The organism is Sphingobacterium sp. UBA6317 (genome assembly GCF_002440385.1).
GTDB classification, from domain to species: Bacteria; Bacteroidota; Bacteroidia; order Sphingobacteriales; family Sphingobacteriaceae; genus Sphingobacterium; species Sphingobacterium multivorum.
Genome location: NZ_DJTD01000036.1, coordinates 1 through 21,211 on the forward strand (window position 1 = coordinate 1; position 21,211 = coordinate 21,211).

Genomic DNA, 21,211 nt, shown 5'->3' on the forward strand with positions numbered 1-21,211 from the left:
TTGTTTTGTTTGGTTTTTGGTTTAAAAATAAAGTGATTATTGTGATTTTTGTATTTGTTTTCGTGAAATTATGTAAAAAAATCATAAAAAATAAAATAACATGGTATTTTTTTAATAAAAAGACTTTATATTTGAAAAAATTATAAGAGAAAGTAGGTTTTTGTTTTGTTCTTGTATTTTTTTAACAATTTTATTAATGTATTGAAAACACTAATCAGTTTAAACAAATGAAAAAAATTATTCCACTCATTGTTCTAGTTCTTTTGGGAGTATTAGGACTTGTATTTCCCTCGATTGACTTGTCTGACTTAAACAAGACAGAATTTGATACGGGAGATACGGCCTGGCTGTTGACTTCTTCTGCATTGGTGTTGATTATGACACCTGGACTTGCCTTTTTTTACGGCGGTATGGTTAGCAAGAAGAATGTAATTTCAACGATGATGCAAAGCTTTATATGTATGTGTTTAATGACAATCCTTTGGGTCATTGTTGGCTTTAGTTTAGCTTTCGGCGATGATATCGGTGGTATTGTGGGTGATCCGCGTACATTTTTTATGATGAAAGGTACATTAGGGAATGTTGCTTGGGGAGCGCTTCCCACTATACCTTTGGTTTTGTTTGCCATGTTTCAATTGAAGTTTGCGATTATCACACCGGCATTAATTACTGGGGCTTTTGCGGAACGTATTCGTTTCAATTCATTTATGCTATTCATTATCCTATTCAGTATTTTTATTTATATGCCATTGGCACATGCTACTTGGCATCCAGAAGGTATATTGGCAAAATTTGGTGTTCTTGATTTTGCCGGTGGTACAGTTGTGCACATGTCAGCTGGTTGGGCAGCGTTGGCAGCTGCTATTTATTTAAAAGGACGTAAGACGCAAAGTCATAATCCCGCACGTATAAGCTATGTGATATTGGGTACAGCACTCCTGTGGTTTGGCTGGTTTGGATTTAATGCCGGTTCTGCTGGTGGAGCAAATTCGTTGGCAGCATATGCTTTTGCGACCACAACTACTGCATCGGCCATGGCCGCCATAGCATGGATATTTGTTGATATCATACGTGGAAAAAAACCTTCAGCAATGGGGGCGTGTATCGGTGCCGTTGTTGGTTTGGTTGCGATTACTCCAGCAGCTGGTTTTGTCAGTATTCCACATGCGATGATCATTGGTTTGGTTGGTGCTTTGGTTAGTAATCTGGTTGTATATCTGAGAAGCAAAACAAGTATAGACGATACGTTGGATGTGTTCCCTTGTCACGGGGTAGGCGGTATGGTTGGTATGGTACTTACCGGTGTGTTTGCTCACCATAATGTTAATCCACTTGTTGTGGACAATGGCCTATTTTTTGGCGAGACGAAATTGTTTTTTGTCCATATGGTCGCGTTATTTGCGGTGTCATTTTTTGCCTTCGTGGGTTCATTGGTACTATTGAAGATCACCGATCTTATCGCTCCATTGCGCGTCGAAGAAACAGATGAAGAGCTTGGCTTGGATGTTTCTCAACATGCAGAAGCATTGTAAACCATTCGTAGCATAACGCTCCATTTATCCCAAACAATCTACTGCTTCGCGGTACATTATTTGGGATATTTTTTGCATTTTTGTCCTGCCAGGAGAAGAGTGTATCTTGTTATACACTATTTTCGGCAACTATGCCTCTAAAAAGATGTTCAATGACTACTGAGATTAAAGATACTTTGCGTTCTGATTTTGAAAAAATGATGCGTTATTGCCTCCAGAAAAATGGTGATTTCGGTTTTAACCTGTTTGGCGAATATGCTGTATCTGTATTAAATTTCTATGTCGGAAGTTCAATTTTGCCGCTTAACGAAAAACGTGAAGCTGCATTTTTCCTTACGAACCTTTACAATGCAGGTATTAGAAATGCAATTACCCCAGAGGATATTGAAGAAATAGCCGATGTGCTCTCGCAGGACAAGACGTTAAACTATCAGCTATTGGCCCCTATCTTTAACTAAGGTTTGATCTATACAGGATTAGTGCTTGGTCCACACCAGATCTCCTGTTTTATATCCACATTGGAGGGCATAGGTTAAAAATTCATTTCTTATTTTATCTGGAATTTCCCTTTCACGGCCCAAAATCCACATATAGTCGAGGTTGTCTCCAAAAATAAGTGCATATTTATAATCCGATGTTATTTTTACGATATTATAGCCACTGTAAAACGGTCCAAAGAACGACACTTTAAGTGCACCTTCATTGGGGCTGTTGACAAATTTAGCTTTTCCGATAGACTGTTTCCAGCGTTCTTTGTCTTCGGAGTACCCTTGGTTATTGACACGTATTGTACCATTTTTATTTTTGCTGTATTCTGCCGAAACTTGACTTAAGCCTTTTTCCCAATAAAAATCGAGTCTAGCTATTTCATACCATTTTCCAAGGTATTTATCCAAGTCAAACGGATCGACGACGTCAGGTCGCGAGATGACGGGCTTAAAGGCATTATAGGCCACAGCGCTAAGTGCGACGCCAGCTAACAGTAACAGTGATTTTTTCTTATCCATGTTCATCTTTCGAATATATATTGTTAAAACAACAATTTTGATACCAATAAGGTTTACACATACCGCGCTATTTTGCTAATTTTGTTGACTAAAATTTGTATCGGTGTATTCAAGGGAAGAGATAAAACAATTAAAACAGTTATTCTGGACGAAGTTTGGCCAATTTATGGCTTTACATACTTCTGCAGATGGGGATAAGGTAAATTGGATCAACTACAAGACAGGCATTAAGCATTTATACTTCAAAATGGATGCGGATAACAAAGTGGCAACTGTTGCGATACAGTGGTCACAACCTGATGCTGGACTGAGGGCATTGATGGCAGAACAATTTTTTCAGTTTAAAGCGTTGTTGCAGGATCTTCTTGAAGAGGAGTGGATTTGGGACATGGACGGAACGGACGAATATGGGAAACCGATTTGTCGGATCTACACAAGCTTAACAGGTTACAGCGTTTTTAAAGAGACAGACTGGGCTGAGCTCATTTCTTTTTTTAAGCCTCGAATAATTGCGCTGGATGAGTTTTGGTCCTCAGCGAAGTATACCTTCGATATTTTCAAATAATTAACATTTAGTATAGTAAGATGAGTTATTACAGGTTTGATTCCGCTTTTCAACTCCAGTTTGTGGAGAGAACAGCGTTTTTTACAGGTAAGAACTTCGTCATCATTTAAAACAACAATCTAATGAAAAAAATGATTAAGGGTTTGCTGGCAATGGCAATGTGTTTTCAGCTTTCTTCGGTATTTGCGTGGGGTACAACGGGACATCGTGTCGTGGCCGAAATTGCGGAACGCCATTTGACAAAAAAAGCCAAAAAAAATATAGGGAAAATTATTGGAAAACAGAAACTGGCTTATTGGGCCAACTGGGGCGATTTTATTAAATCAGATCCCAATCCTGAATTTAAAAAACTGGGAAATTCCCATTTTATCAATTTAAACTCGAATTTACCCTGGGCTGATTTTCAATTGGGTTTGGAAAGTTCAGCCGACGAGAATCTTTATAAGACAGCGCTACGTATTGAGAAGTCGTTTGCAGATAAAACTCTTCCAATGGATCAGCAAAAGCAAAACCTGTATTTCTTGATCCATATTTTGGGCGATGCGCATCAACCCATGCACGTTAGCCGTGCTGAGGATCAGGGAGGCAATAAGATTGAAGTAAGCTGGTTTGGAAAAAATTCGAATATTCATCGTGTATGGGATAGCGATTTGGTTGATAATGAGAAGTATAGTTACACCGAGTTTGCAACTGTTTTAGATGTGAACAATGAAAAAGAGAATGCGCAGTTAGCGGCTGGAGAACTCTCGAATTGGTTGTATGAATCAAATCAATTAGCTGAAAAGATTTATGCTGACGTAGCTAATAACGCCAATTTATCGTACACTTATGTCTATCAAAACAAGGATATTATGGAGCAATGTATGCTCAAAGGTGGTTTACGCCTTGCCAAAGTGTTAAATCGGATTTTTGGTTAATGTAGCGGGGCTATCACTTCACACAAACAGGGCTATCCATTTTGGATAGCCCTGTTTGTTTCATGCCAGACGTATTCCTTACAGTACCGTTTAAGTTATTCGCTTATCAAAGAAGCTGGCCTCACAGTTTGGATATCTTCCTAATTTAGGTCAGCCCGACGTTGCGATCAAATTGATTGTATGCTTTCAGTTAAACAATGTCCGTAGCTTAATTGTTTCCTGTGTATTAAATCGATTTCAATGACTATCCAACAATTATTTAAGAAAATTGTTCCCTTTGCCAAACCTTATCGTCAGCTGATTATTTATACGTTGCTATTAACGGTAGTGGGGTCTTTCGCGGCGCAAATAAACGCTTTTATTTTACGTTATACCGTCGATCAAATTAATGAGCTGATGGTCGCCAAGGAGCCTTTATCGAAAGGCATGTATCTTGTTGGTATAATTAGTATTATTTTACTAATTAAAGAAATAGTCTACGCTTTTGTGCAATTTGGTCAGAAATTTTACGGGGAGAAACTTCGCATTTATATCGCACGTGACTTTTCTCAATCCATTGTAAACCGTATTTTAACCTATAAGTTAGCCTTCTATACCTCAAGCGACAATGAAAGTGGAAAATTGGCTACCCGGATAGATGCCGGGATCAGTTCGTTGACACGTCTGGTCCAAAATTTCTTTATTGATATTCTGCCTTTGTTTGCCAATGCAATCATTGCATTAATCTGTATGTTCTACGCTAATGTATACGTAGGTCTAGTGGGATTGGCTGTTATTCCCTTGTATCTTTATATTAGTCAGACCCAAGCCTCTAGATTGACGGGCTTTAGGAGACAGATGCGCAAATACCGGGAGTCGAAAAATAATCGGATCATTAGTTTGATCGATTCAATTCTGGTAATTAAGTCTTTCGTTCGAGAGCCAGAAGAAGCGAAACGTCATGAAAAGATTCAATATGAAATGACTGAGAATCAAATGGAAACTCGAAAAACAAGTTTTTTTTACGATAGCATTAAAAATTTCGTAGAACAGATTGCCGTTGTCATAATTATTGTTTTAACGGCCTATCTTGTTCTCTCGGGCCAAATTACCATTGGTGCGATTATGTTTCATATTATGTTATTTAATAACGTTTCGGCACCGATTCGTCAGCTGCACCGGATTTATGATGAAGTAAACGATGCCCTGGTCTATTCGGAATCTTTCTTTGAAATTTTGGAATCTGACGAGTATATAGAATCAAAGGGAGATTATAAGCCGGCACAGATAAAAGGACATTTGGCGTTACGGAATGTATTTTTTGAATATCCGAATGGGACGGTTGCTTTAAAGGATGTAAATTTTGAGATCAAGCCAAATGAAATTACGGCATTAGTGGGGTTGAGTGGAGCCGGGAAAAGTACGATTATCAACTTATTGGATAAATTTTATGAACCCACCAGTGGGCAAATTTTTTTGGATGGGGTAGACTTGGCAAAATACGATACAGCGTTTCTCCGTCGACATATCGGTATGGTATTGCAACGGAATCATATTTTTAAAGGAACTATCTTTGAAAATATTGAATATGGTAAAATGGGAAGTTCCAGGGAAGAGATCATTGAAGCGGCCAAAAAGGCCTATATCCATGAGCAGATTATGGATTTGCCCAAAGGTTACGATTCAGATGCGCAATCGCTGTCAGGGGGGCAGCAGCAGCGGATCGCTATAGCTCGTTTGTTTTTAAAAAATCCACCGATTATTTTTCTCGACGAGCCTACGGCTAATTTGGACGCCATTGCGACCGAACAGATTAAAAATAGTTTGGATGCCATAAAGAAAGACCGTACAGTAATTATCGTTTCCCACAGTATCTCCCAGATCATTGATTCCAATGCTATTGTGGTCATGGAAAAGGGGATGGTGGTGGAGAAAGGACAACATGAAGATCTTTACGCACATAAAGGAACCTATTATGATATTTTCTCGGCAATGGCCAACAGCTTAAACCTGAGTAAAATAAGCAGAACATTACAAGCAGATAAAAGATAGGGGATTATTAACTTGTGCGACTATGGAGTATCATGCCAATGACCACCAATACAATACCCATACAGGAATATACATTTGGAAGTGCCGCCTGCAAGAAGAGAATTTCGCCTAGCAGCGTAAAAATAACTTCCATGGCCTGTGTTGCCTCTACAGCTGCTAAGGATTTATGATCGTGATGAACGAAATCAGTAGCTGAGAAAAATAAAAGTGTTGCAATCACCCCAGAACAAATGGCCACTAAAAAGGTTTGGAAGAGCTGGCTATCAGTTGGTAAACCATGATCAGAATAGCCAAATAGACTCAGGATAATCCAAAATGGCATACTACAGAGCGTCATCCCGAGCGTGCGTTGAAAAGCATCTAACCTATTATTTGATATTTTCATCATTTTACGGTTACCTAAGGGGTAGGCGATGGCACCGATCAATACAGGGATGGTTCCCAATAACATGCTGTTTAAGGAGGTTGACTGGGCTTCTGAAATTTGCATCAAAAGAATACCTAAAAAAATTAGAATGGAGAAGAGGAGTGAAGCTTTTGATATGCTTTTTCGCTGACCTTTCTTTTCGAGCAACGGACCAATAAACATGCCGGCTATAATGGTGAATTCGAAAGTGCTGGCTACGAGCCAAGATGGGCCATAATTTGCGCCATAGGTAAGCGCCGCATAGAACAATCCGAATCCGATGGTACTCCAAAGAAGCCATTGCCAGAGCTTGGATCTGATTTCTTTAAGTAAATCGATGAGGTTTCCTCTTATGGCAACAATGATAAGTAAGACTGGGAGCATCCAAATAAACCGTAAGGAGGCTGTCCATTGCCAGCTTCCACCGGACACGGCCATAATGCGGTTTAGAACGAAGGTACTGGCAAAAAATAAGGCGGCTAGCGTTCCTAAAAAAAGTGCATTTTTTTTATTCTTTTTTATTGTAAATTGGATTGGCATAAATAAGTGGAATGCGATGTATACTTAACTTTGTGAAAGTAAGCAAATGTCCGTTTAAATGAAAATGAAACAAAAACTAATTGATTTTTATCGCGATTTTCTCATTTAAAATTCCTTATTTTGCCTAATCAATAAAACAAGTAGTAAGAAAATTAATCAAGATGATTATACAACCAAGAACTAGAGGTTTTATTTGTTTAACCTCGCATCCAAAAGGGGCTGCGCAAAACATTAAAAATCAAATTGAATACGTGAAATCCAAAGGTGAGATCGCGAATGGTCCAAAGAAAGTATTGGTAATCGGTGCTTCTACTGGATTTGGTATTGCATCTCGGATTTCTGCAGCATTTGGTTCTGGAGCTGCTACAATCGGTGTATTTTTTGAAAAACCTGCGGCAGAAGGCAAGCCCGGGACTGCCGGATGGTACAATTCCGCAGCTTTTGAGAAAGAAGCCCATGAGGCGGGATTATATGCCAAAAGTATCAATGGTGACGCTTTTTCGGACGAAGTGAAAAAACAAACTATCGAACTTATTAAAAAGGATCTGGGACAGGTTGATTTAGTGGTTTACAGTTTGGCATCACCACGCCGTACGCATCCAAAAACGGGGGTAGCACATGCTTCTGTTTTGAAACCGATACAAGAACCATTTACCAACAAAACGGTAGATTTCCATACGGGTGTAATTTCAGATATTACCATTCAGCCTGTTGAAAATGAAGAAGATATTGCGAATACTGTAGCTGTTATGGGTGGAGAAGACTGGAAGTTTTGGATCGAAGATCTTAAAGCTGCTGGTGTGTTAGCTGATGGAGCGAAAACAGTTGCCTATTCTTACATAGGTCCTGAACTTACTTATCCAATTTACCGTAATGGTACGATTGGTCGTGCGAAGGATGATTTAGAAGGAACAGTGCCTGCCATAAACGCGATTTTGAGCGATATTAATGGTGTATCTTATGTATCGGTGAATAAAGCTTTGGTTACGCAATCAAGCTCAGCTATTCCTGTTGTTCCTTTATACATTTCTTTATTGTACAAAGTCATGAAAGAAAAAGGAATTCACGAGGGTACAATTGAACAAATGCAACGTTTGTTTGCCGAGCGACTTTATACTGCTGACGGTAAAGTATTGCTTGATGAAAAAGGTCGTATCCGTGTTGATGACTTAGAAATGCGTGAAGATGTTCAGGCTGAAGTTGCAGCATTGTGGGAGAAAGCAACAACTGAAAATTTAGCGGAAATTTCAGATATTGAAGGTTATCGTAACGAGTTTTTCAATTTGTTCGGTTTCAATTTTGAGGGTATCGATTACAATGCTGATACCAATGAAGTTGTTGGCGTACCTAGTATTGAGGGTTAAATTTAACGAATATACCTACAAAAAGAGCGATGAATGTTTAAACATTCACCGCTCTTTTTGTAGGTATATCTTTGATACAATATAGATGTTTAGTGGAGACTATGGTGTCAGCTCCCGCTGTTTTTGATAGAGTAGGTTTCCAACAACGGCAAAACCAATGCAGACCATCATGGTACTAAATGGGTATATCGCTGTCATCCCCCTATTATTGGCCACAAAGCCAATTAATGGACCTGTGATGCCAAGTGAAATATCAATAAATAGCCCATAAGCAGCCAGAGCAGAGCCTTGTTGACTTTGGTCTACCCGTTTAATGGCTTCGACACCAAGCGCAGGAAATACCAGTGAGAAGCCAAAACCCGTTAACGCAGCGCCCAATAGGGTCCATAAGGGATCAATTGCCACGGCGATAACCGTGAGGCCTATTGTTTCGACGAAAAGACTAACTAAGGCAACCTTGAGCCCACCATATTGGTCAATGACCTTATTGAAAATTAGTCGTGTTAAAATGAAAAATACGCCAAATAAAGTTAAGCATGCTGCCCCATTTTCCCAATTAAAATGTTCATAGTAAAGCGTCATAAAAGTGGAGATACTGCCAAACCCCAGACCACCTAAGGCAAGACAAATTCCAAAGGGAGCTACTAAAAGCAATACGCGTCTAAAACTCACTTTTTCAGCCTTTTTACCTGCCACTTGATAGGGTGTTTTTGCGCGGCAATAAAAATAGCCGAGCAGACCAATAGCACTGGTCAATAGAGCCAAAGCTTCATAATTGATATGATCCACCAGCAACACACCCAAGGGCGCACCAATAGCCAATGCACCATAGCTGGCTATTCCGTTGAAAGAGATCGCTTTTGCGGCATGTTCGTCGCCGAGCTCCATTAATGCCCAATTTATAGGGCTCGCACCCACTAGACCCTCTCCAATTCCAGTAAACAAGCGGGTAATAAGTAGGAGACCCAAACTGAGCAGAGGCTGAGACCGGAATAAAAAAACAAGCAGTAAAAGGAGTCCCGATAATGCAAAAAATAACATGCTGCGCAGAACGGAAATCTTGGGGCCCTTGGTGTCCACAATTTTTCCTGCATAACCGCGTAGTAGGAAAGTAGCGATATATTGAACGCTAATAACCAGTCCCGCAATAATTGTATTAAATCCTAAAGTTTGATGAATAAAGATGGGGAGGGTAGCAAGCGATAGGCCGATTGTGAGGTAACCAAGGAAAGTTAAAGAGACGTAGCCTAAAATCTTTTGATTGACCTCCCGAAGAGAAACTGTCATTATAAAAATTTTAGGCGAAATTACGTCTTTATGCTTGTTTTAAGAAATAAAATCAATAAACAACTGTCTCTTTAATATCACAATTTTTCTCGAGCCATTCTTGGTCAAATTGTTTTGGCGAAATTCTTTTGCCTTGATAGATATAGTAAACTTTTTCAGATTCACCCTTTACTGGGGGACCAGGTATTTTATTGACAATCTTCTCTTCAGGACAGTCCTGTATCAAAGCCTGTTCTTTGACCTGACGAGTTTTACATGAATTGAAGGCGATAACAAGGATGAAAAGGTACAATAATTTATTCATGAGTTTAGTTTTAATACAATTGTTAACGTAAGCGCTGTTCAAAATGCGACATCAATTATTCAATAGTGTACAACTTTTTGATCGACTGTTTGTTCTATAAAAGATACCTGAAAGGCTAGAATCGCGACAGGAGAAATTAACGTTAGAAAAATTAAATAATAAGCATAGAAAACATGAGAAGAAAAGCAACAGCCCAATGGAATGGCAATCTGAAAGAAGGAAAAGGTAGCCTGACCACAGACAGTACAGCGTTGGATCATACGCAATACTCATTTTCGACACGGTTTGAAAATGGTGTGGGGACAAACCCCGAAGAATTATTGGCAGCAGCACATGCAGGATGCTTCACCATGCAATTGAGCGCTTTTCTTTCTGAAGCCGGTTTTGTCCCGGAAGAATTAATCACCGTGTCGACAATCGTGTTCGAGAATGGTTCAATTGTGCGATCTGAACTTGAACTGCAAGGAAAGGTGCCAACGATAAGCGAAACTGAGTTTCAAACAATAGCGCATAAAGCGAAGGAAAACTGTCCGGTGAGTAAAGCATTCAGTTTCGAGAAAACCTTAGATGCAAAGTTACTTTGATAAAGGCGTTCTATCGAACAAAAACTTGGTCTTTTTTCGTTAAAAGGAGAAAAAGCTGTTATTTTTGAGGCTAACATAAATAATTAGCAATATTGAATTTTAATCCATTGAGTTTTGGTTCAGAGAAAGAAAAATAAGTTAAGTTCAGCAGCGCTTGCGGAAAAGAATCTGGAAGCTGGAAAGGCATTTTTGGAAAAGTATGCCCAGCAAGAAGGAGTAATCGTATGCGCATCGGGTTTGCATTATAAGGTATTAACAAAGGGGGCGGGGCAAATCCCCAAGAAGTCGGCTAAAGTTATCTGCCATTATAAAGGCGAGCTTCTAGACGGAACTGTATTCGATAGTTCGTATAGGCGGAAGCGCCCCGAAACGTTTTATATTAATGAACTCATCGTGGGATGGCAAGAAGCGATTTCAATGATGCCGGTTGGATCAATCTGGGAGGTGTGCCTTCCACCAAAACTGGCTTATGGAAAGGAAGAGTTGTTACCTCGAAAAGGAGGAGAATGTACGTTGATATTTCAGATTGAGTTAATTGCGATTTTAGCTTAACCCTAAAAAACTTCCATAAAAAAGCCCGCATCTGATGACGCGGGCTTTTTTTATGGAAGTTTATTTTTTACTCTACTTCTTTGATCTTAGCATTGATTTCGGCCGTTTTAGCTTCGTCTTGCATAAAAATATAGTAGTTCTTTAAATTCGTTAAAGCATCTACATTTTTTGGTTGCAAAGAAACTGCTTTCTCTAAGTAAGGAAGCACTGGCTTTAATTCTGCTTTAATCTTATTTAATTCTGCATCATATTGCGCTTGCGTCAATTTTCTGTTATTATTAACAACATTTAATTTTTCACGTGTTTTGTTCATTAACGTGATTGCTAAATTTGTATTTGCCTCAAAAAAGTTAGGATCAATCTCCAATGCTTTTTTGTATGCTGCAACTGCTGCGTCTTCGTTTTTCGCTGAAGATTGGGCTATGCCTAGGTAATAATTTAAGCTTTTATTGTTTGGATCTTTTGCTAATTGTGCAGTGATAGCATCAATTGTTTCTTTTTCGTGGCCTGTAATCAGATTCAATTCGATGTTTTGAGTCATCGCCGCATTGTCATCTGGATAAGCTTCAGCCGCTTTTTTTGCATATTCAAGTGCTGAAGTTGTATCTTGCATAGAGAGGTACAATTTCGGCAGATCGACCATAATCGTTTTATGCGAAGAGAAATCTTTTCTTGGAATTAGTTCTTTATAACGTTCCACAGCATTCTTATAATCCTTATTTGATAGCGCTGCAACACCGCTGTAATAAGTAACTAATGTATCTCCAGGAAGATAGGTCAACGCTTTTGTAAAAGAGCTGTACGATTCAGCATATTTTTGTGCTTGATATGCTTCTGCTCCCAAATTGAAATTATATTGTCCCAGAATTTGTTCTGCAACAGTAATATTCGCTTTATTCGCACCGTCTGTATCCAGCTGTTTTGCTTTCGCAATTCCGTCCTCAGCCAATTTCGCTAATTCAGATGACTTATCTATTGTTGATAGGTTTGCATTTACCAATGCATATACCGTCCACGCTTCCGCATTATCTTTTGTTTTGTCATTGACAACAGCTGCGTCAATAGCTTCTTTCGCCGATTTCAAATTAGGAATACCCAATTGAACCGTACCAGCGTCTTTCAATTCTTGGAATTTCGCTAGGGCAGATTTTGCCTTTTTAACATTGCCCGTCTGCGCAAAAGAAACTGAGGTATATACAGTACCTATTGCTGCTAATAATAATAGAGATTTTAAATTCATATCTATTTAACTGTTAATTGATTCAATAATAAATTCACTCTGTCTAATTGAGATGCGTCATCAATAAGCTTATAATATTTAGCCAAAGCTTTAAGCGCATTGACATCATAAGGCTTAATCTCATTTGCCTTCAACAGATACTCGATGGTCAACTCTTGTATATCCTGGTTGGAAGGTTCCTTTAATAAAGTCTCCAGATTGATTAACCCTAATGCAAGATTAGATTCATAATTATTCGGATCCAATCGTAATACATTATTATAATATTCTTTCGCCCGTTTTATATCATTGGCATTTTCGTAAGAATAGCCTGCAATATAGTTCAGTTCGACATTTTCAGGTTCTAGACGGATAGCATCAGCAATGACATTTAAGATAGCGTCATAAGAATTATTGGCCGAATACACATCAATTAATCTAAAAAGTATCTGTTTATTTTCAGGAAATATAGCATGTCCTTTTTCAAGAACGTTCAAGACATCCTGTTTAGTACCTCCGAGCGAATAAATCTGCGCTAATTCAAGAAAGTAATTAGGCTTTGGATGTTCACTTTTAATGAGTTCATCATAATATTTGATTGAATTCATATAATCTTTATTCTTGCCGGAGAGTACCGCCAGATTATATTTGAGATCATTATTTTTGAAACCAAGTGAATCTATTCGAAGGTAAGCTTTATAAGCTTTGTCAAATTTGCCATCTTTTAAAGCCAACGCTCCCTGATAGGATATGGCTCCAGCAAGATTTTGACGAATGTAGTCCATTTCCGCAGGAAAGTTTCGACGTGCTTTTTTTTGATCCAGAAGCTTAAGTGATTTGATGGATACGTCGATAGGATCCATTTTATAGGGCTGCTTCCTTGTTGAATCTGCAACTGCCAAGGAGCTATATACCAATGCCCTTAAAAGGTTATTATTGACAGAAGCCGAATCTTTCTTTGATTGGAAGGCGGCGTCTGCAAACTTTCGCGCATTTTCAAGATTTTTAAATTCGCCAGTTTTGGTATATAAAGCAAAACTGTTGCTGCCCTCCTTTAAATTGGATTGGGCAACAACAGTTAAACTACTTGCAGATATTAACAATGATATCAGTAAGTTTTTCATTAGACTATTTATTCTTCGTTTGAGTCCGTGTTTTCTTCAGAAGTCGAATCACCATTTTCCGTTGACTCTTCGGTCAGTTCAGACTCTTCTTCAGATTCTTCTTCACGATCGACTTTCGTAATAGACGCGATCTCGTCGTTATCTTTCAAATTAATGAGCCTTACACCTTGTGTTGCACGTCCCATTACTCTTAATTCTTCTACAGCAATGCGGATAACAATACCAGATTTGTTGATGATCATTAAGTCCTCGTTGTCCGTAACGCCTTTAATTGCAACGAGTTCACCTGTCTTATCGGTGACGTTGATTGTTTTCACACCTTTACCACCACGATTCGTTACGCGATAATCCTCGATATCTGTACGTTTTCCATATCCTTTTTCAGAAACGACCAACACGGTAGTTTCCGAATCATTCACACTAATCATGCCAATCACCTCATCGCTTTCCGCTGCCAAGGTGATACCACGTACACCTGTTGCCGTTCTGCCCATTGGACGAACCGTAGATTCATTGAAACGAATTGCACGACCAGAACGCAGTGCCATGACAATTTCGCTGCTTCCAGTAGTCAAACAAGCCTCAATTAATTGATCGCCTTCATTGATATTGATGGCATTGATACCGTTTGCTCTTGGACGAGAATAGGCTTCCAACGACGTCTTCTTAATCGTACCTTTTTTGGTACACATAATAATGAAATTGTTTTCCAAATAATCTTGGTCTTTCAGGTTCTTCACCAGGATGAAGGCCTTTATTTTCTCTTCTTTTGGAACGTTGATGATATTTTGAAGTGCTCGACCTCTAGAAGTACGGCTTCCTTCAGGAATCTCAAATGCACGCAACCAGAAACAGCGACCTGCCTCTGTAAATAGCAGCATATAATTATGTGCCGACGCTGTAATGATATGTTCGGTAAAATCTTCTTCGCGTGTATTTGTGCCAATTGATCCGCGGCCACCGCGACCCTGACGTTTGTATTCGGATAATGGTGTGCGTTTTACGTAACTGTTGTGGGAGATTGTGATAACGATTTCTTCATCATCAATAAAATCTTCCATACGCATATCTTCAGCAGAGTGTACAATCTGGGATCTACGTTCGTCACCATATTTTTCTTTGATCTCAATTAACTCATCTTTGATAATTTTCATACGAAGTCCCTCGTCTTCCAATATCGATTTTAAATAGTCAATTGTTTTCATCAATTCAGCATATTCCTCTTTAATCTTATCACGTTCCAGTCCTGTTAGACGACGTAAGGTCATATCAAGGATCGCGCGAGCCTGAAGATCGGATAGGCCAAATTTCTCCATTAATCCAAGGCGTGCATCTTCCGGAGTATCCGAATTACGGATCAATTTGATGACTTCATCCAAATGATCCAAGGCAATTAAATACCCCTCTAGAATATGAGCACGTTTTTCAGCTTCCGCCAGCTCATAGCGTGTACGTCTAACGATTACCTCATGTCTATGCTCTACAAACTCATGAATCATGTCTTTCAGATTCAATAGCATTGGCCTTCCTTTAACTAAAGCAATGTTGTTTACTGAAAATGAAGTTTGTAGCGCTGTGTATTTAAACAAATTGTTTAAAACAACATTTGCATTTGCATCGCGCTTGATGTCGTACACAATACGCATCCCGGTACGGTCAGATTCATCACGAATAGCAGAAATTCCTTCTAATTTCTTTTCGTTAACTAATTCGGCTGTACGCTCGATCATATTCGCCTTGTTCACTTGATAAGGAATTTCGGTGACGATAATCTGCTCTCTACCCGATTTGGTTGCTTCTATTTCAGCTTTTGCACGCATAACAATACGGCCACGACCTGTATTACAAGCATCTTGAACCCCAGCATAGCCGTAGATTAATGCACCTGTAGGGAAGTCTGGACCTTTGATGTGCTGCATCAATTCCGAAACCTCGATATCACGATTATCAATAAAAGCGATTGTACCATCGATAACCTCGGATAGGTTATGTGGGGCCATATTTGTAGCCATACCCACTGCAATCCCCGAAGCTCCGTTGACCAGGAGATTTGGAATACGGGTGGGAAGGACTGTTGGTTCTTGTAGGGAATCGTCAAAGTTATTTTGGAAATCAACCGTATCTTTGTTGATATCAGATAGCATTTCCTCGGCAATTTTCTTTAATCTTGCCTCCGTATAACGCATCGCCGCAGGTGGATCGCCATCGATGGAACCGTAGTTACCTTGACCATCTACCAAAGGATAACGTAAACTCCAATCTTGAGCCATACGAACCATGGTGTCATAAACGGATGAATCACCATGTGGGTGATATTTACCTAATACGTCACCAACGATACGGGCAGACTTTTTGTAAGGCTTGCCACTGGTAACCCCTAAGTCCAGCATGCCATAAAGAACACGTCTGTGTACTGGCTTCATGCCATCACGCGCATCAGGAAGTGCTCTTGATACAATGACAGACATGGAGTAGTCAATGTAGGCAGACTTCATCTGATCCTCGATGTTAATTGGGATAATCCGGTCGTTTGCCGGAACAAGATTGTTGTCGTTTTCTGTTTCTTCAGCCATATGAATTTGGTTTCAATAAAACTAGTATGCAAGCCCTCTAAACTGGCTTGCCACGCATGCGAAGTTACAAAAATTTAACCTCAAAAGCGAATGATTTAAGCCCTAATATACACAAAAAAGACAATCTTTTATGGATTGTCTTGGTACTTATGGGGTATCCTTTTTATTTGATTTTTTTAAAGCGGAGCCGAATTGAATTGCCGATGACAATTAAGTCTGAAAAGGCCATGCTAAGGGCGGCAAGCATAGGTCCGAAAAAGCCAACCGCGGCAAGCGGTATGGCCACAATATTGTACGCGAACGCCCAAAAGAGATTTTGCTTTATCGTCAATAGGGTATGGTGACCAATTTCCAGCAGCTTTTCAATAGATTTGAGCTCATTGTTTAATAAAACTACCTTTGCCGATTGGATGGCAATATGTGTCGAATCGCCAAGCGAGATGCCAACATCGGCAGCAGCTAATGCGGGAGCGTCATTGATACCGTCACCAACCATTGCGGTAGGGCCATTCTTTTTGAGTTTGAACAAGATTGCTAATTTTTCTTCTGGCGATTTATCCCAATACACATCCGCAATACCAAGTTTCTGTGCTGTGCGTTCACATTTGCTTTGTCGATCTCCACTCAAAAGAATAGGCCGTATGCCTTTATCTTTGAGGTATTGGATGAGTTCCTTTGCATACGGCTTAATTTGATCTTCGAGGACAATGCCTGCAATTACAACGCCATTGATGGTTAAGGTAAGGTCATAACGATTAGAGTAATCTTTTTCGCCAAGTTTTGCATTGCAAATGGAGTAGTTATTTCCATTTGTGTCGGTCGCAAAGATTCCTTTCCCTTTTAATTCATTGACTTCCTTGAAGATAATGCGGTAAGATTTTATCTCCTGGAGTTGTTTTCGGATCGACTTGGCGATCGGATGGCTCGAATAACTCTCCAATTGTGCGATGATCGATTCGACTTGCGATTGTTCGATACCAAAGGTCTGAATCGCTTTGATATTAAAATCGCCTGTCGTTAGGGTCCCCGTTTTGTCAAATACCATCTGTTTGAGATCGGACATCTCCTCGATGGTGCTTCCGCCTTTGATCAGTATTCCACTTTTTGCAGCTTTTCCCAGGCCAACCATGACAGCAGTAGGTGTGGCTAGCCCCATGGCGCATGGACAGGATACAACAAGGGTAGCTATGGCATTCATGAGGGATTGCTGCAGCGGAAATTGTGCGATAAAATAAGTAACAAAAAAAGTGAAAAATGATATCGTCACAACGATTGGAACGAAATAAGCGGCTACTTTATCACCAAATTTTTGAATAGGTGGCTTTTTACTCTGCGCATCTTTAATTAATTGGATAATCTGATACAGTACACTTTTAGACCCAACTTTGGTCGCCACGATTCTGATATTTCCTTCGGTTAGTACGGTACCGCCGATGACGGCATCATATTTAAGTTTTTCAATAGGTAGACTTTCTCCGGTTAGCATAGATTCGTCCACCCAAGCCTGTCCTTCCAAAATATCGCCATCAGCGGGGATGAGATTTCCAGAATTTACTTTTAAAATATCACCGGATTTAATTTCTCGGGCTAATAGCTCGACTTCTTGGTCATTTTCAATTTTGATAGCGGGTATATCTTGATATTTAACCAGCTCTTTGATGGCTGATGTGGTTTTGGTAACGGCTCTTTTTTCGAGGACATTTCCCAAAAATACCAGTGTTATGATTGTTGCACATGTTTCGTAGAACTGGTAATCATGTCCTAGATTATAATATGTTCCAATGAGACTATAGGCAAAAGCAGCTGTAGATCCAATAAAGATGAGTACATCCATATTGGGCATTTTGTTCCAGATGGAACGAAATGCACTGATGCCAAAATAGGAAAAACCAATGATGTAAACTGGCGCACAAAGCGCGAGTTGGATAAAGGGATCATGTAGAATAGGTAAATTCGTAAACATGTGACTCCACAAGGGTATCGTAAAGATGAGGCAGCAGAGGAACTTAAGCTCGATAGATTTCCAAAAGCTAGGTTTCTTATCCTTACCCTCCATAACTTTGTAACCCAAAGACTCAATGCCTTTGACCAGCACAGGTATTTGTTCCAGCGGTATCTCCGAAAATTTCACTTCATCTGATGCAAAATCGACATAGATATCCTTAGCACCGTTGTTTTCTAGGTATTTGTGAATTGAAATAGCACAATTTGCACAGTGCATTCCGCTTACGTTAAGTTCAGTTTGCACGTTCGATTCCTTCATTTAATAGCATGTAATGTCTTTAGCCAAAGATAGCTATTTCCTGATAATGCTTTTTACGTAAAGTAAAATTGTTTAGTTTAGCAAGCCCGTTTGAAGCCATTTTACATGAAATATCTTGAATAGTGAATGGGAGAACATTAAATTTGACTAGATAGACAACTTAAGCTTGTGTAAAAAATGACAAAACCGATTTCAATTTCTTTTATCGTCCGAATTATATTGTTGATTGCGCTAACGGCATCCTTTGTTCAATTTGAAACCTTTTATAAGCAGCGGGAGATCATCCGGAATATGGCATACGGCTTAAATACTTTTCTAACAGCTAGTGTCCTGATCTCCATTGGTCATTTTATCCTTGTAAAACTATACAATAGCCGAAATGAGCAGCAGGTTGTACGGGGTAATTTTGTGCTTGGAATTACGCGTGTCGCCACGGTAGGCAATGTCTTTTTCATTATTGTCAGCCTAATGATAGCGGTTGGGATTAACCCAAAAGATTTTATCACCAGCATGACAATTGTCGCAATGGCTATTGCTGTGATTTTTAGAGAATACATCACGAATATGATATCTGGTTTGATTATTATGTTTTCGGATCAGTTTTCTGTAGGCGATCGCATAAAAATCGGCGAATATCAGGGGAAAATCGTGGATATCACGTTGGCTAATCTGGTTGTGCGCGATGAAGATGACGACGCTGTGATGATTCCCAATAATTTGGTGTTTACTGCAACGTTGGTCAATAAGACCTCCCAAAAGTCAAATAAAATTGTTGTAAAATTCGAATTGCCGATTGATCGCTCGTTTGCAGTGGCGGAATTGGAACAGTATTTAAGTCCACTATTTCAAAAAAATCCAAATTTAGATCATTCCCAAGGTTTTACAATTAAGGTCGCCGATATGACTAAAGATTATATCAAGTATAAAGTTGAGGTTAGTGCAATCTCGTCCAGCAATAAAGTACATCAACAGGTACAAAGCAGCATATTAAATGAAATCCTGCAGTTTACGAGACTGTAGGGTCAAATCTTTCTTACTTTGACATTTTTAACAAAGTGGTGGCTTCCTTTTTCCAAAATAAGATCGGCGCGATATCTCGTTGGCAAAATGTTTTTAATTAGATTGGGCTTATTAATTTCGTTCCAGATATTTACAGCCATGGTGTGGCTTTCATCAGCTGTCATATTAGCATATTTATGGAAAAATGAAGCCGGATTTTGAAATGCAGTGGCACGCAGTGACTCAAATCGATTGGTATACCATTCAATAAGATTTTTCTCGCTGGCATGTACATAGATTGAATAATCAAAAAAGTCGGAAACGAATACGCTATGTCCCTTTCGTGGTCGCTGGGAATTGACTTGTAATACATTTATCCCTTCTACAATAAGGATGTCGGGTTGTTCAATCACTTGTTGCTGTTCGTCTGGCAACACGTCATAGACCAGGTGGCTGTATACTGGAACCGTAATTTTTGGAGCTCCTGATTTCACTGCTGAAAGGAAATGAATCAATCTTTTAGCATCATAGCTTTCAGGAAAGCCTTTTCGGTTTAGAATACCGCGTTCGATAAGATATTGATTCGGGTAAAGAAAACCGTCTGTGGTCACCAAATCAACCTTCGGTTTGGACGGGAGTAAACTAAGCACACGTTGTAGCACACGGGCTGTCGTACTTTTTCCCACAGCAACCGACCCAGCTATACCGATGATATAAGGCAGTTTGCTCACTTCCTTGCCAAAGAAGCGGTTTGTTCGCTGGTGAAGACTTTGGAAACGATCAATATGAATCTCAAGTAGATGACTCAAGGGAAAGTAGACTTCTTCTATTTCCTGATTTGTCAAGGGTTCATTCAGTGCATGGAGATTTTCCAGATCTTCGACACTGAAATTGTGCAATACTTTTCCGTTTAAATTTTTCCAGTCTTCACGTTTGATCGATCTAAAAGGCGAGTCTATTGCTATTTGTGGATCCAATTGCATTGTTTGCTTTATTTTTATTCCAATTATCTATAATGCAGGACAAGTAACCTTTTCTATTCGATTCTAGGAGCTATTAAAGGTCTTTTTTGCGCGGACAAATATAATTAGTGTTATCCGTTATCCCAAGAAACATTATAAATGATTTGAAGTTATTACAATAGGATTTGATAATATCTTATGAACGGGGCACTTTTCAGCAATTTTGAACAACCGCTGCTTTTGCACCTCATCTAGATCTCCTTTAAAGCTGATAAAGCATTGTATATAGGTCGTTTGCTGCTGCTCACTTGTTTGCACCTCATAAGATAAACGCACCTGTACTTCTTCCAGGAGCCAATTTTTGCGGTCCGCATACATTTTGACGGTAATGGCTTTGCAACTCCCTAAGGATGATAACAGTAATGGAGTAGGGTTTATGCCCTGATCTTCACCGCCTATATCTTCGGGTTCATCGACCGTTATTTGATGCTTTCCGTATTGTACTGTCGTTGTATAGGGGATTTTCCCTATTGAAACGATTACTTCATTGTCCATAAGCGATAGAAATTAGGATTCAACGTCTTCTAATAGACCTTCAATGATAAGGCTTCCAGTTGCGGGGTTTGTTGCCAAAGGGACATTGTAAAGATCACATACACGCATAAGCATTTGAATATCTGGTTCATGGGCATGTTTTCCTAGTGGATCGCGAAAGAAAATAATGCCGTCCACTTTTCTTTCGGCGGCTAAAGCTGCGATCTGTGCATCACCACCCATGGGGCCACTCAATTTCAATTCTACAGGCAGTCCTGTCTGCCTGACATAAGAGCCCGTAGTACCTGTGGCAATGATATTGGCGCGCTCCAATAATTCCTGGTGATCTTTGACAAATGCGACCATTTCAGGTTTTTTGCCGTCGTGGGCTATTAGTGCGATTGTTTTTTTCATCACAATATAATAATTTGTAAATAGTTGACATTGT

20 protein-coding genes are annotated in these 21,211 nt (G+C 39.4%); 9 read left to right on the plus strand and 11 right to left on the minus strand.

Translation table 11 applies throughout. The features are described from left to right. The first annotated feature begins 227 nt into the window (after positions 1 to 227). The gene (locus B3E92_RS11325) at positions 228 to 1,532 is read left to right on the plus strand and encodes an ammonium transporter (protein ID WP_112376484.1); all 1,305 of its coding nucleotides are present in this window, start codon (positions 228 to 230) and stop codon (positions 1,530 to 1,532) included. Positions 1,533 to 1,684: 152 nt separating this feature from the next. After that, positions 1,685 to 1,990 (plus strand): hypothetical protein, encoded by a 306-nt coding sequence (locus tag B3E92_RS11330; protein WP_046673578.1) that lies wholly within the window; start codon positions 1,685 to 1,687, stop codon positions 1,988 to 1,990. 18 nt (positions 1,991 to 2,008) lie between these two features. Here B3E92_RS11330 and B3E92_RS11335 read toward each other — a convergent pair whose 3' ends face one another. Beyond that, complete coding sequence (locus B3E92_RS11335; protein ID WP_070569098.1) at positions 2,009 to 2,539, minus strand: lipocalin family protein; 531 nt, start codon at positions 2,537 to 2,539, stop codon at positions 2,009 to 2,011. A 103-nt stretch (positions 2,540 to 2,642) separates the two neighbouring features. On the opposite strand from B3E92_RS11335, the gene B3E92_RS11340 reads away from it, so the two are divergent. From B3E92_RS11340 to B3E92_RS11350, 3 genes are all read left to right on the plus strand, one after another. Further along, positions 2,643 to 3,104: a DUF4268 domain-containing protein gene (locus B3E92_RS11340; protein ID WP_070568910.1), complete on the plus strand. Its 462-nt coding sequence runs from the start codon at positions 2,643 to 2,645 to the stop codon at positions 3,102 to 3,104. Positions 3,105 to 3,226: 122 nt separating this feature from the next. Continuing rightward, complete coding sequence (locus B3E92_RS11345; protein WP_286896728.1) at positions 3,227 to 4,021, plus strand: S1/P1 nuclease; 795 nt, start codon at positions 3,227 to 3,229, stop codon at positions 4,019 to 4,021. Positions 4,022 to 4,261: 240 nt separating this feature from the next. Continuing rightward, positions 4,262 to 6,052: an ABC transporter ATP-binding protein gene (locus B3E92_RS11350; protein ID WP_286896731.1), complete on the plus strand. Its 1,791-nt coding sequence runs from the start codon at positions 4,262 to 4,264 to the stop codon at positions 6,050 to 6,052. A 7-nt stretch (positions 6,053 to 6,059) separates the two neighbouring features. On the opposite strand, the gene B3E92_RS11355 is transcribed toward B3E92_RS11350, so the two are convergent. Beyond that, positions 6,060 to 6,998 carry a multidrug resistance efflux transporter family protein gene (locus B3E92_RS11355; RefSeq protein ID WP_286896734.1) on the minus strand — a complete coding sequence of 313 codons (939 nt, stop codon included), beginning with the start codon at positions 6,996 to 6,998 and terminating at the stop codon, positions 6,060 to 6,062. Positions 6,999 to 7,159: 161 nt separating this feature from the next. Between B3E92_RS11355 and fabV the strand changes: the two genes are divergently transcribed. Next, positions 7,160 to 8,362: an enoyl-ACP reductase FabV gene (fabV, locus tag B3E92_RS11360; RefSeq protein WP_286896736.1), complete on the plus strand. Its 1,203-nt coding sequence runs from the start codon at positions 7,160 to 7,162 to the stop codon at positions 8,360 to 8,362. A 99-nt stretch (positions 8,363 to 8,461) separates the two neighbouring features. Here the strand turns inward: fabV and B3E92_RS11365 are convergent, their stop codons facing one another. Both B3E92_RS11365 and B3E92_RS11370 read right to left on the minus strand, forming a co-directional pair. Continuing rightward, positions 8,462 to 9,649, minus strand: a complete 1,188-nt coding sequence (locus B3E92_RS11365) for an MFS transporter (RefSeq protein ID WP_286896739.1) — start codon at positions 9,647 to 9,649, stop codon at positions 8,462 to 8,464. A gap of 52 nt (positions 9,650 to 9,701) precedes the next feature. Beyond that, a complete protein-coding gene (locus B3E92_RS11370; RefSeq protein ID WP_046673571.1) occupies positions 9,702 to 9,953 on the minus strand; it encodes a hypothetical protein in 252 nt (83 codons plus the stop codon). Positions 9,954 to 10,126: 173 nt separating this feature from the next. Here B3E92_RS11370 and B3E92_RS11375 point away from each other — a divergent pair, with 173 nt between their 5' ends. Together B3E92_RS11375 and B3E92_RS11380 are read left to right on the plus strand one after the other, a co-directional pair. Continuing rightward, complete coding sequence (locus tag B3E92_RS11375) at positions 10,127 to 10,537, plus strand: OsmC family protein (RefSeq protein ID WP_070568887.1); 411 nt, start codon at positions 10,127 to 10,129, stop codon at positions 10,535 to 10,537. Positions 10,538 to 10,651: 114 nt separating this feature from the next. Further along, positions 10,652 to 11,089, plus strand: a complete 438-nt coding sequence (locus B3E92_RS11380; protein ID WP_112376490.1) for an FKBP-type peptidyl-prolyl cis-trans isomerase — start codon at positions 10,652 to 10,654, stop codon at positions 11,087 to 11,089. A 67-nt stretch (positions 11,090 to 11,156) separates the two neighbouring features. Here the strand turns inward: B3E92_RS11380 and B3E92_RS11385 are convergent, their stop codons facing one another. The 4 genes from B3E92_RS11385 to B3E92_RS11400 all read right to left on the minus strand — a co-directional run bounded on the left by B3E92_RS11385 (position 11,157) and on the right by B3E92_RS11400 (position 18,268). After that, complete coding sequence (locus B3E92_RS11385) at positions 11,157 to 12,329, minus strand: tetratricopeptide repeat protein (RefSeq protein WP_286896743.1); 1,173 nt, start codon at positions 12,327 to 12,329, stop codon at positions 11,157 to 11,159. Positions 12,330 to 12,331: 2 nt separating this feature from the next. Then, positions 12,332 to 13,432, minus strand: coding sequence for a tetratricopeptide repeat protein (locus B3E92_RS11390; RefSeq protein ID WP_070568880.1), 1,101 nt, complete (start codon positions 13,430 to 13,432; stop codon positions 12,332 to 12,334). 8 nt (positions 13,433 to 13,440) lie between these two features. Continuing rightward, positions 13,441 to 16,005, minus strand: a complete 2,565-nt coding sequence (gene gyrA, locus B3E92_RS11395) for a DNA gyrase subunit A (RefSeq protein ID WP_070568875.1) — start codon at positions 16,003 to 16,005, stop codon at positions 13,441 to 13,443. Positions 16,006 to 16,168: 163 nt separating this feature from the next. Then, positions 16,169 to 18,268: a heavy metal translocating P-type ATPase gene (locus B3E92_RS11400; RefSeq protein ID WP_286896747.1), complete on the minus strand. Its 2,100-nt coding sequence runs from the start codon at positions 18,266 to 18,268 to the stop codon at positions 16,169 to 16,171. A gap of 177 nt (positions 18,269 to 18,445) precedes the next feature. Here B3E92_RS11400 and B3E92_RS11405 point away from each other — a divergent pair, with 177 nt between their 5' ends. After that, complete coding sequence (locus B3E92_RS11405) at positions 18,446 to 19,288, plus strand: mechanosensitive ion channel family protein (protein ID WP_286896750.1); 843 nt, start codon at positions 18,446 to 18,448, stop codon at positions 19,286 to 19,288. Between the two features lie 2 nt (positions 19,289 to 19,290). On the opposite strand, the gene coaA is transcribed toward B3E92_RS11405, so the two are convergent. The 3 genes from coaA to B3E92_RS11420 form a co-directional block, all read right to left on the minus strand. After that, complete coding sequence (gene coaA / locus B3E92_RS11410) at positions 19,291 to 20,250, minus strand: type I pantothenate kinase (RefSeq protein WP_046673564.1); 960 nt, start codon at positions 20,248 to 20,250, stop codon at positions 19,291 to 19,293. A 132-nt stretch (positions 20,251 to 20,382) separates the two neighbouring features. Then, positions 20,383 to 20,784, minus strand: a complete 402-nt coding sequence (locus tag B3E92_RS11415) for an OsmC family protein (protein WP_070568864.1) — start codon at positions 20,782 to 20,784, stop codon at positions 20,383 to 20,385. A gap of 12 nt (positions 20,785 to 20,796) precedes the next feature. Then, positions 20,797 to 21,177, minus strand: a complete 381-nt coding sequence (locus B3E92_RS11420; protein WP_046673562.1) for a methylglyoxal synthase — start codon at positions 21,175 to 21,177, stop codon at positions 20,797 to 20,799. Between the last annotated feature and the right edge of the window lie 34 nt (positions 21,178 to 21,211).

Excerpts from the sequence above, each read along its gene's own strand:
- B3E92_RS11325 (WP_112376484.1), top strand. The coding sequence starts at position 228 with ATGAAAAAAATTATTCCACTCATTGTTCTAGTTCTTTTGGGAGTATTA.
- B3E92_RS11330 (WP_046673578.1), top strand. The coding sequence starts at position 1,685 with ATGACTACTGAGATTAAAGATACTTTGCGTTCTGATTTTGAAAAAATG.
- B3E92_RS11335 (WP_070569098.1), bottom strand. The coding sequence starts at position 2,539 with ATGGATAAGAAAAAATCACTGTTACTGTTAGCTGGCGTCGCACTTAGC.
- B3E92_RS11345 (WP_286896728.1), top strand. The coding sequence starts at position 3,227 with ATGAAAAAAATGATTAAGGGTTTGCTGGCAATGGCAATGTGTTTTCAG.
- B3E92_RS11350 (WP_286896731.1), top strand. The coding sequence starts at position 4,262 with ATGACTATCCAACAATTATTTAAGAAAATTGTTCCCTTTGCCAAACCT.
- B3E92_RS11355 (WP_286896734.1), bottom strand. The coding sequence starts at position 6,998 with ATGCCAATCCAATTTACAATAAAAAAGAATAAAAAAAATGCACTTTTT.
- fabV (WP_286896736.1), top strand. The coding sequence starts at position 7,160 with ATGATTATACAACCAAGAACTAGAGGTTTTATTTGTTTAACCTCGCAT.
- B3E92_RS11365 (WP_286896739.1), bottom strand. The coding sequence starts at position 9,649 with ATGACAGTTTCTCTTCGGGAGGTCAATCAAAAGATTTTAGGCTACGTC.
- B3E92_RS11370 (WP_046673571.1), bottom strand. The coding sequence starts at position 9,953 with ATGAATAAATTATTGTACCTTTTCATCCTTGTTATCGCCTTCAATTCA.
- B3E92_RS11375 (WP_070568887.1), top strand. The coding sequence starts at position 10,127 with ATGAGAAGAAAAGCAACAGCCCAATGGAATGGCAATCTGAAAGAAGGA.
- B3E92_RS11385 (WP_286896743.1), bottom strand. The coding sequence starts at position 12,329 with ATGAATTTAAAATCTCTATTATTATTAGCAGCAATAGGTACTGTATAT.
- B3E92_RS11390 (WP_070568880.1), bottom strand. The coding sequence starts at position 13,432 with ATGAAAAACTTACTGATATCATTGTTAATATCTGCAAGTAGTTTAACT.
- gyrA (WP_070568875.1), bottom strand. The coding sequence starts at position 16,005 with ATGGCTGAAGAAACAGAAAACGACAACAATCTTGTTCCGGCAAACGAC.
- B3E92_RS11400 (WP_286896747.1), bottom strand. The coding sequence starts at position 18,268 with ATGAAGGAATCGAACGTGCAAACTGAACTTAACGTAAGCGGAATGCAC.
- B3E92_RS11405 (WP_286896750.1), top strand. The coding sequence starts at position 18,446 with ATGACAAAACCGATTTCAATTTCTTTTATCGTCCGAATTATATTGTTG.
- coaA (WP_046673564.1), bottom strand. The coding sequence starts at position 20,250 with ATGCAATTGGATCCACAAATAGCAATAGACTCGCCTTTTAGATCGATC.
- B3E92_RS11415 (WP_070568864.1), bottom strand. The coding sequence starts at position 20,784 with ATGGACAATGAAGTAATCGTTTCAATAGGGAAAATCCCCTATACAACG.
- B3E92_RS11420 (WP_046673562.1), bottom strand. The coding sequence starts at position 21,177 with ATGAAAAAAACAATCGCACTAATAGCCCACGACGGCAAAAAACCTGAA.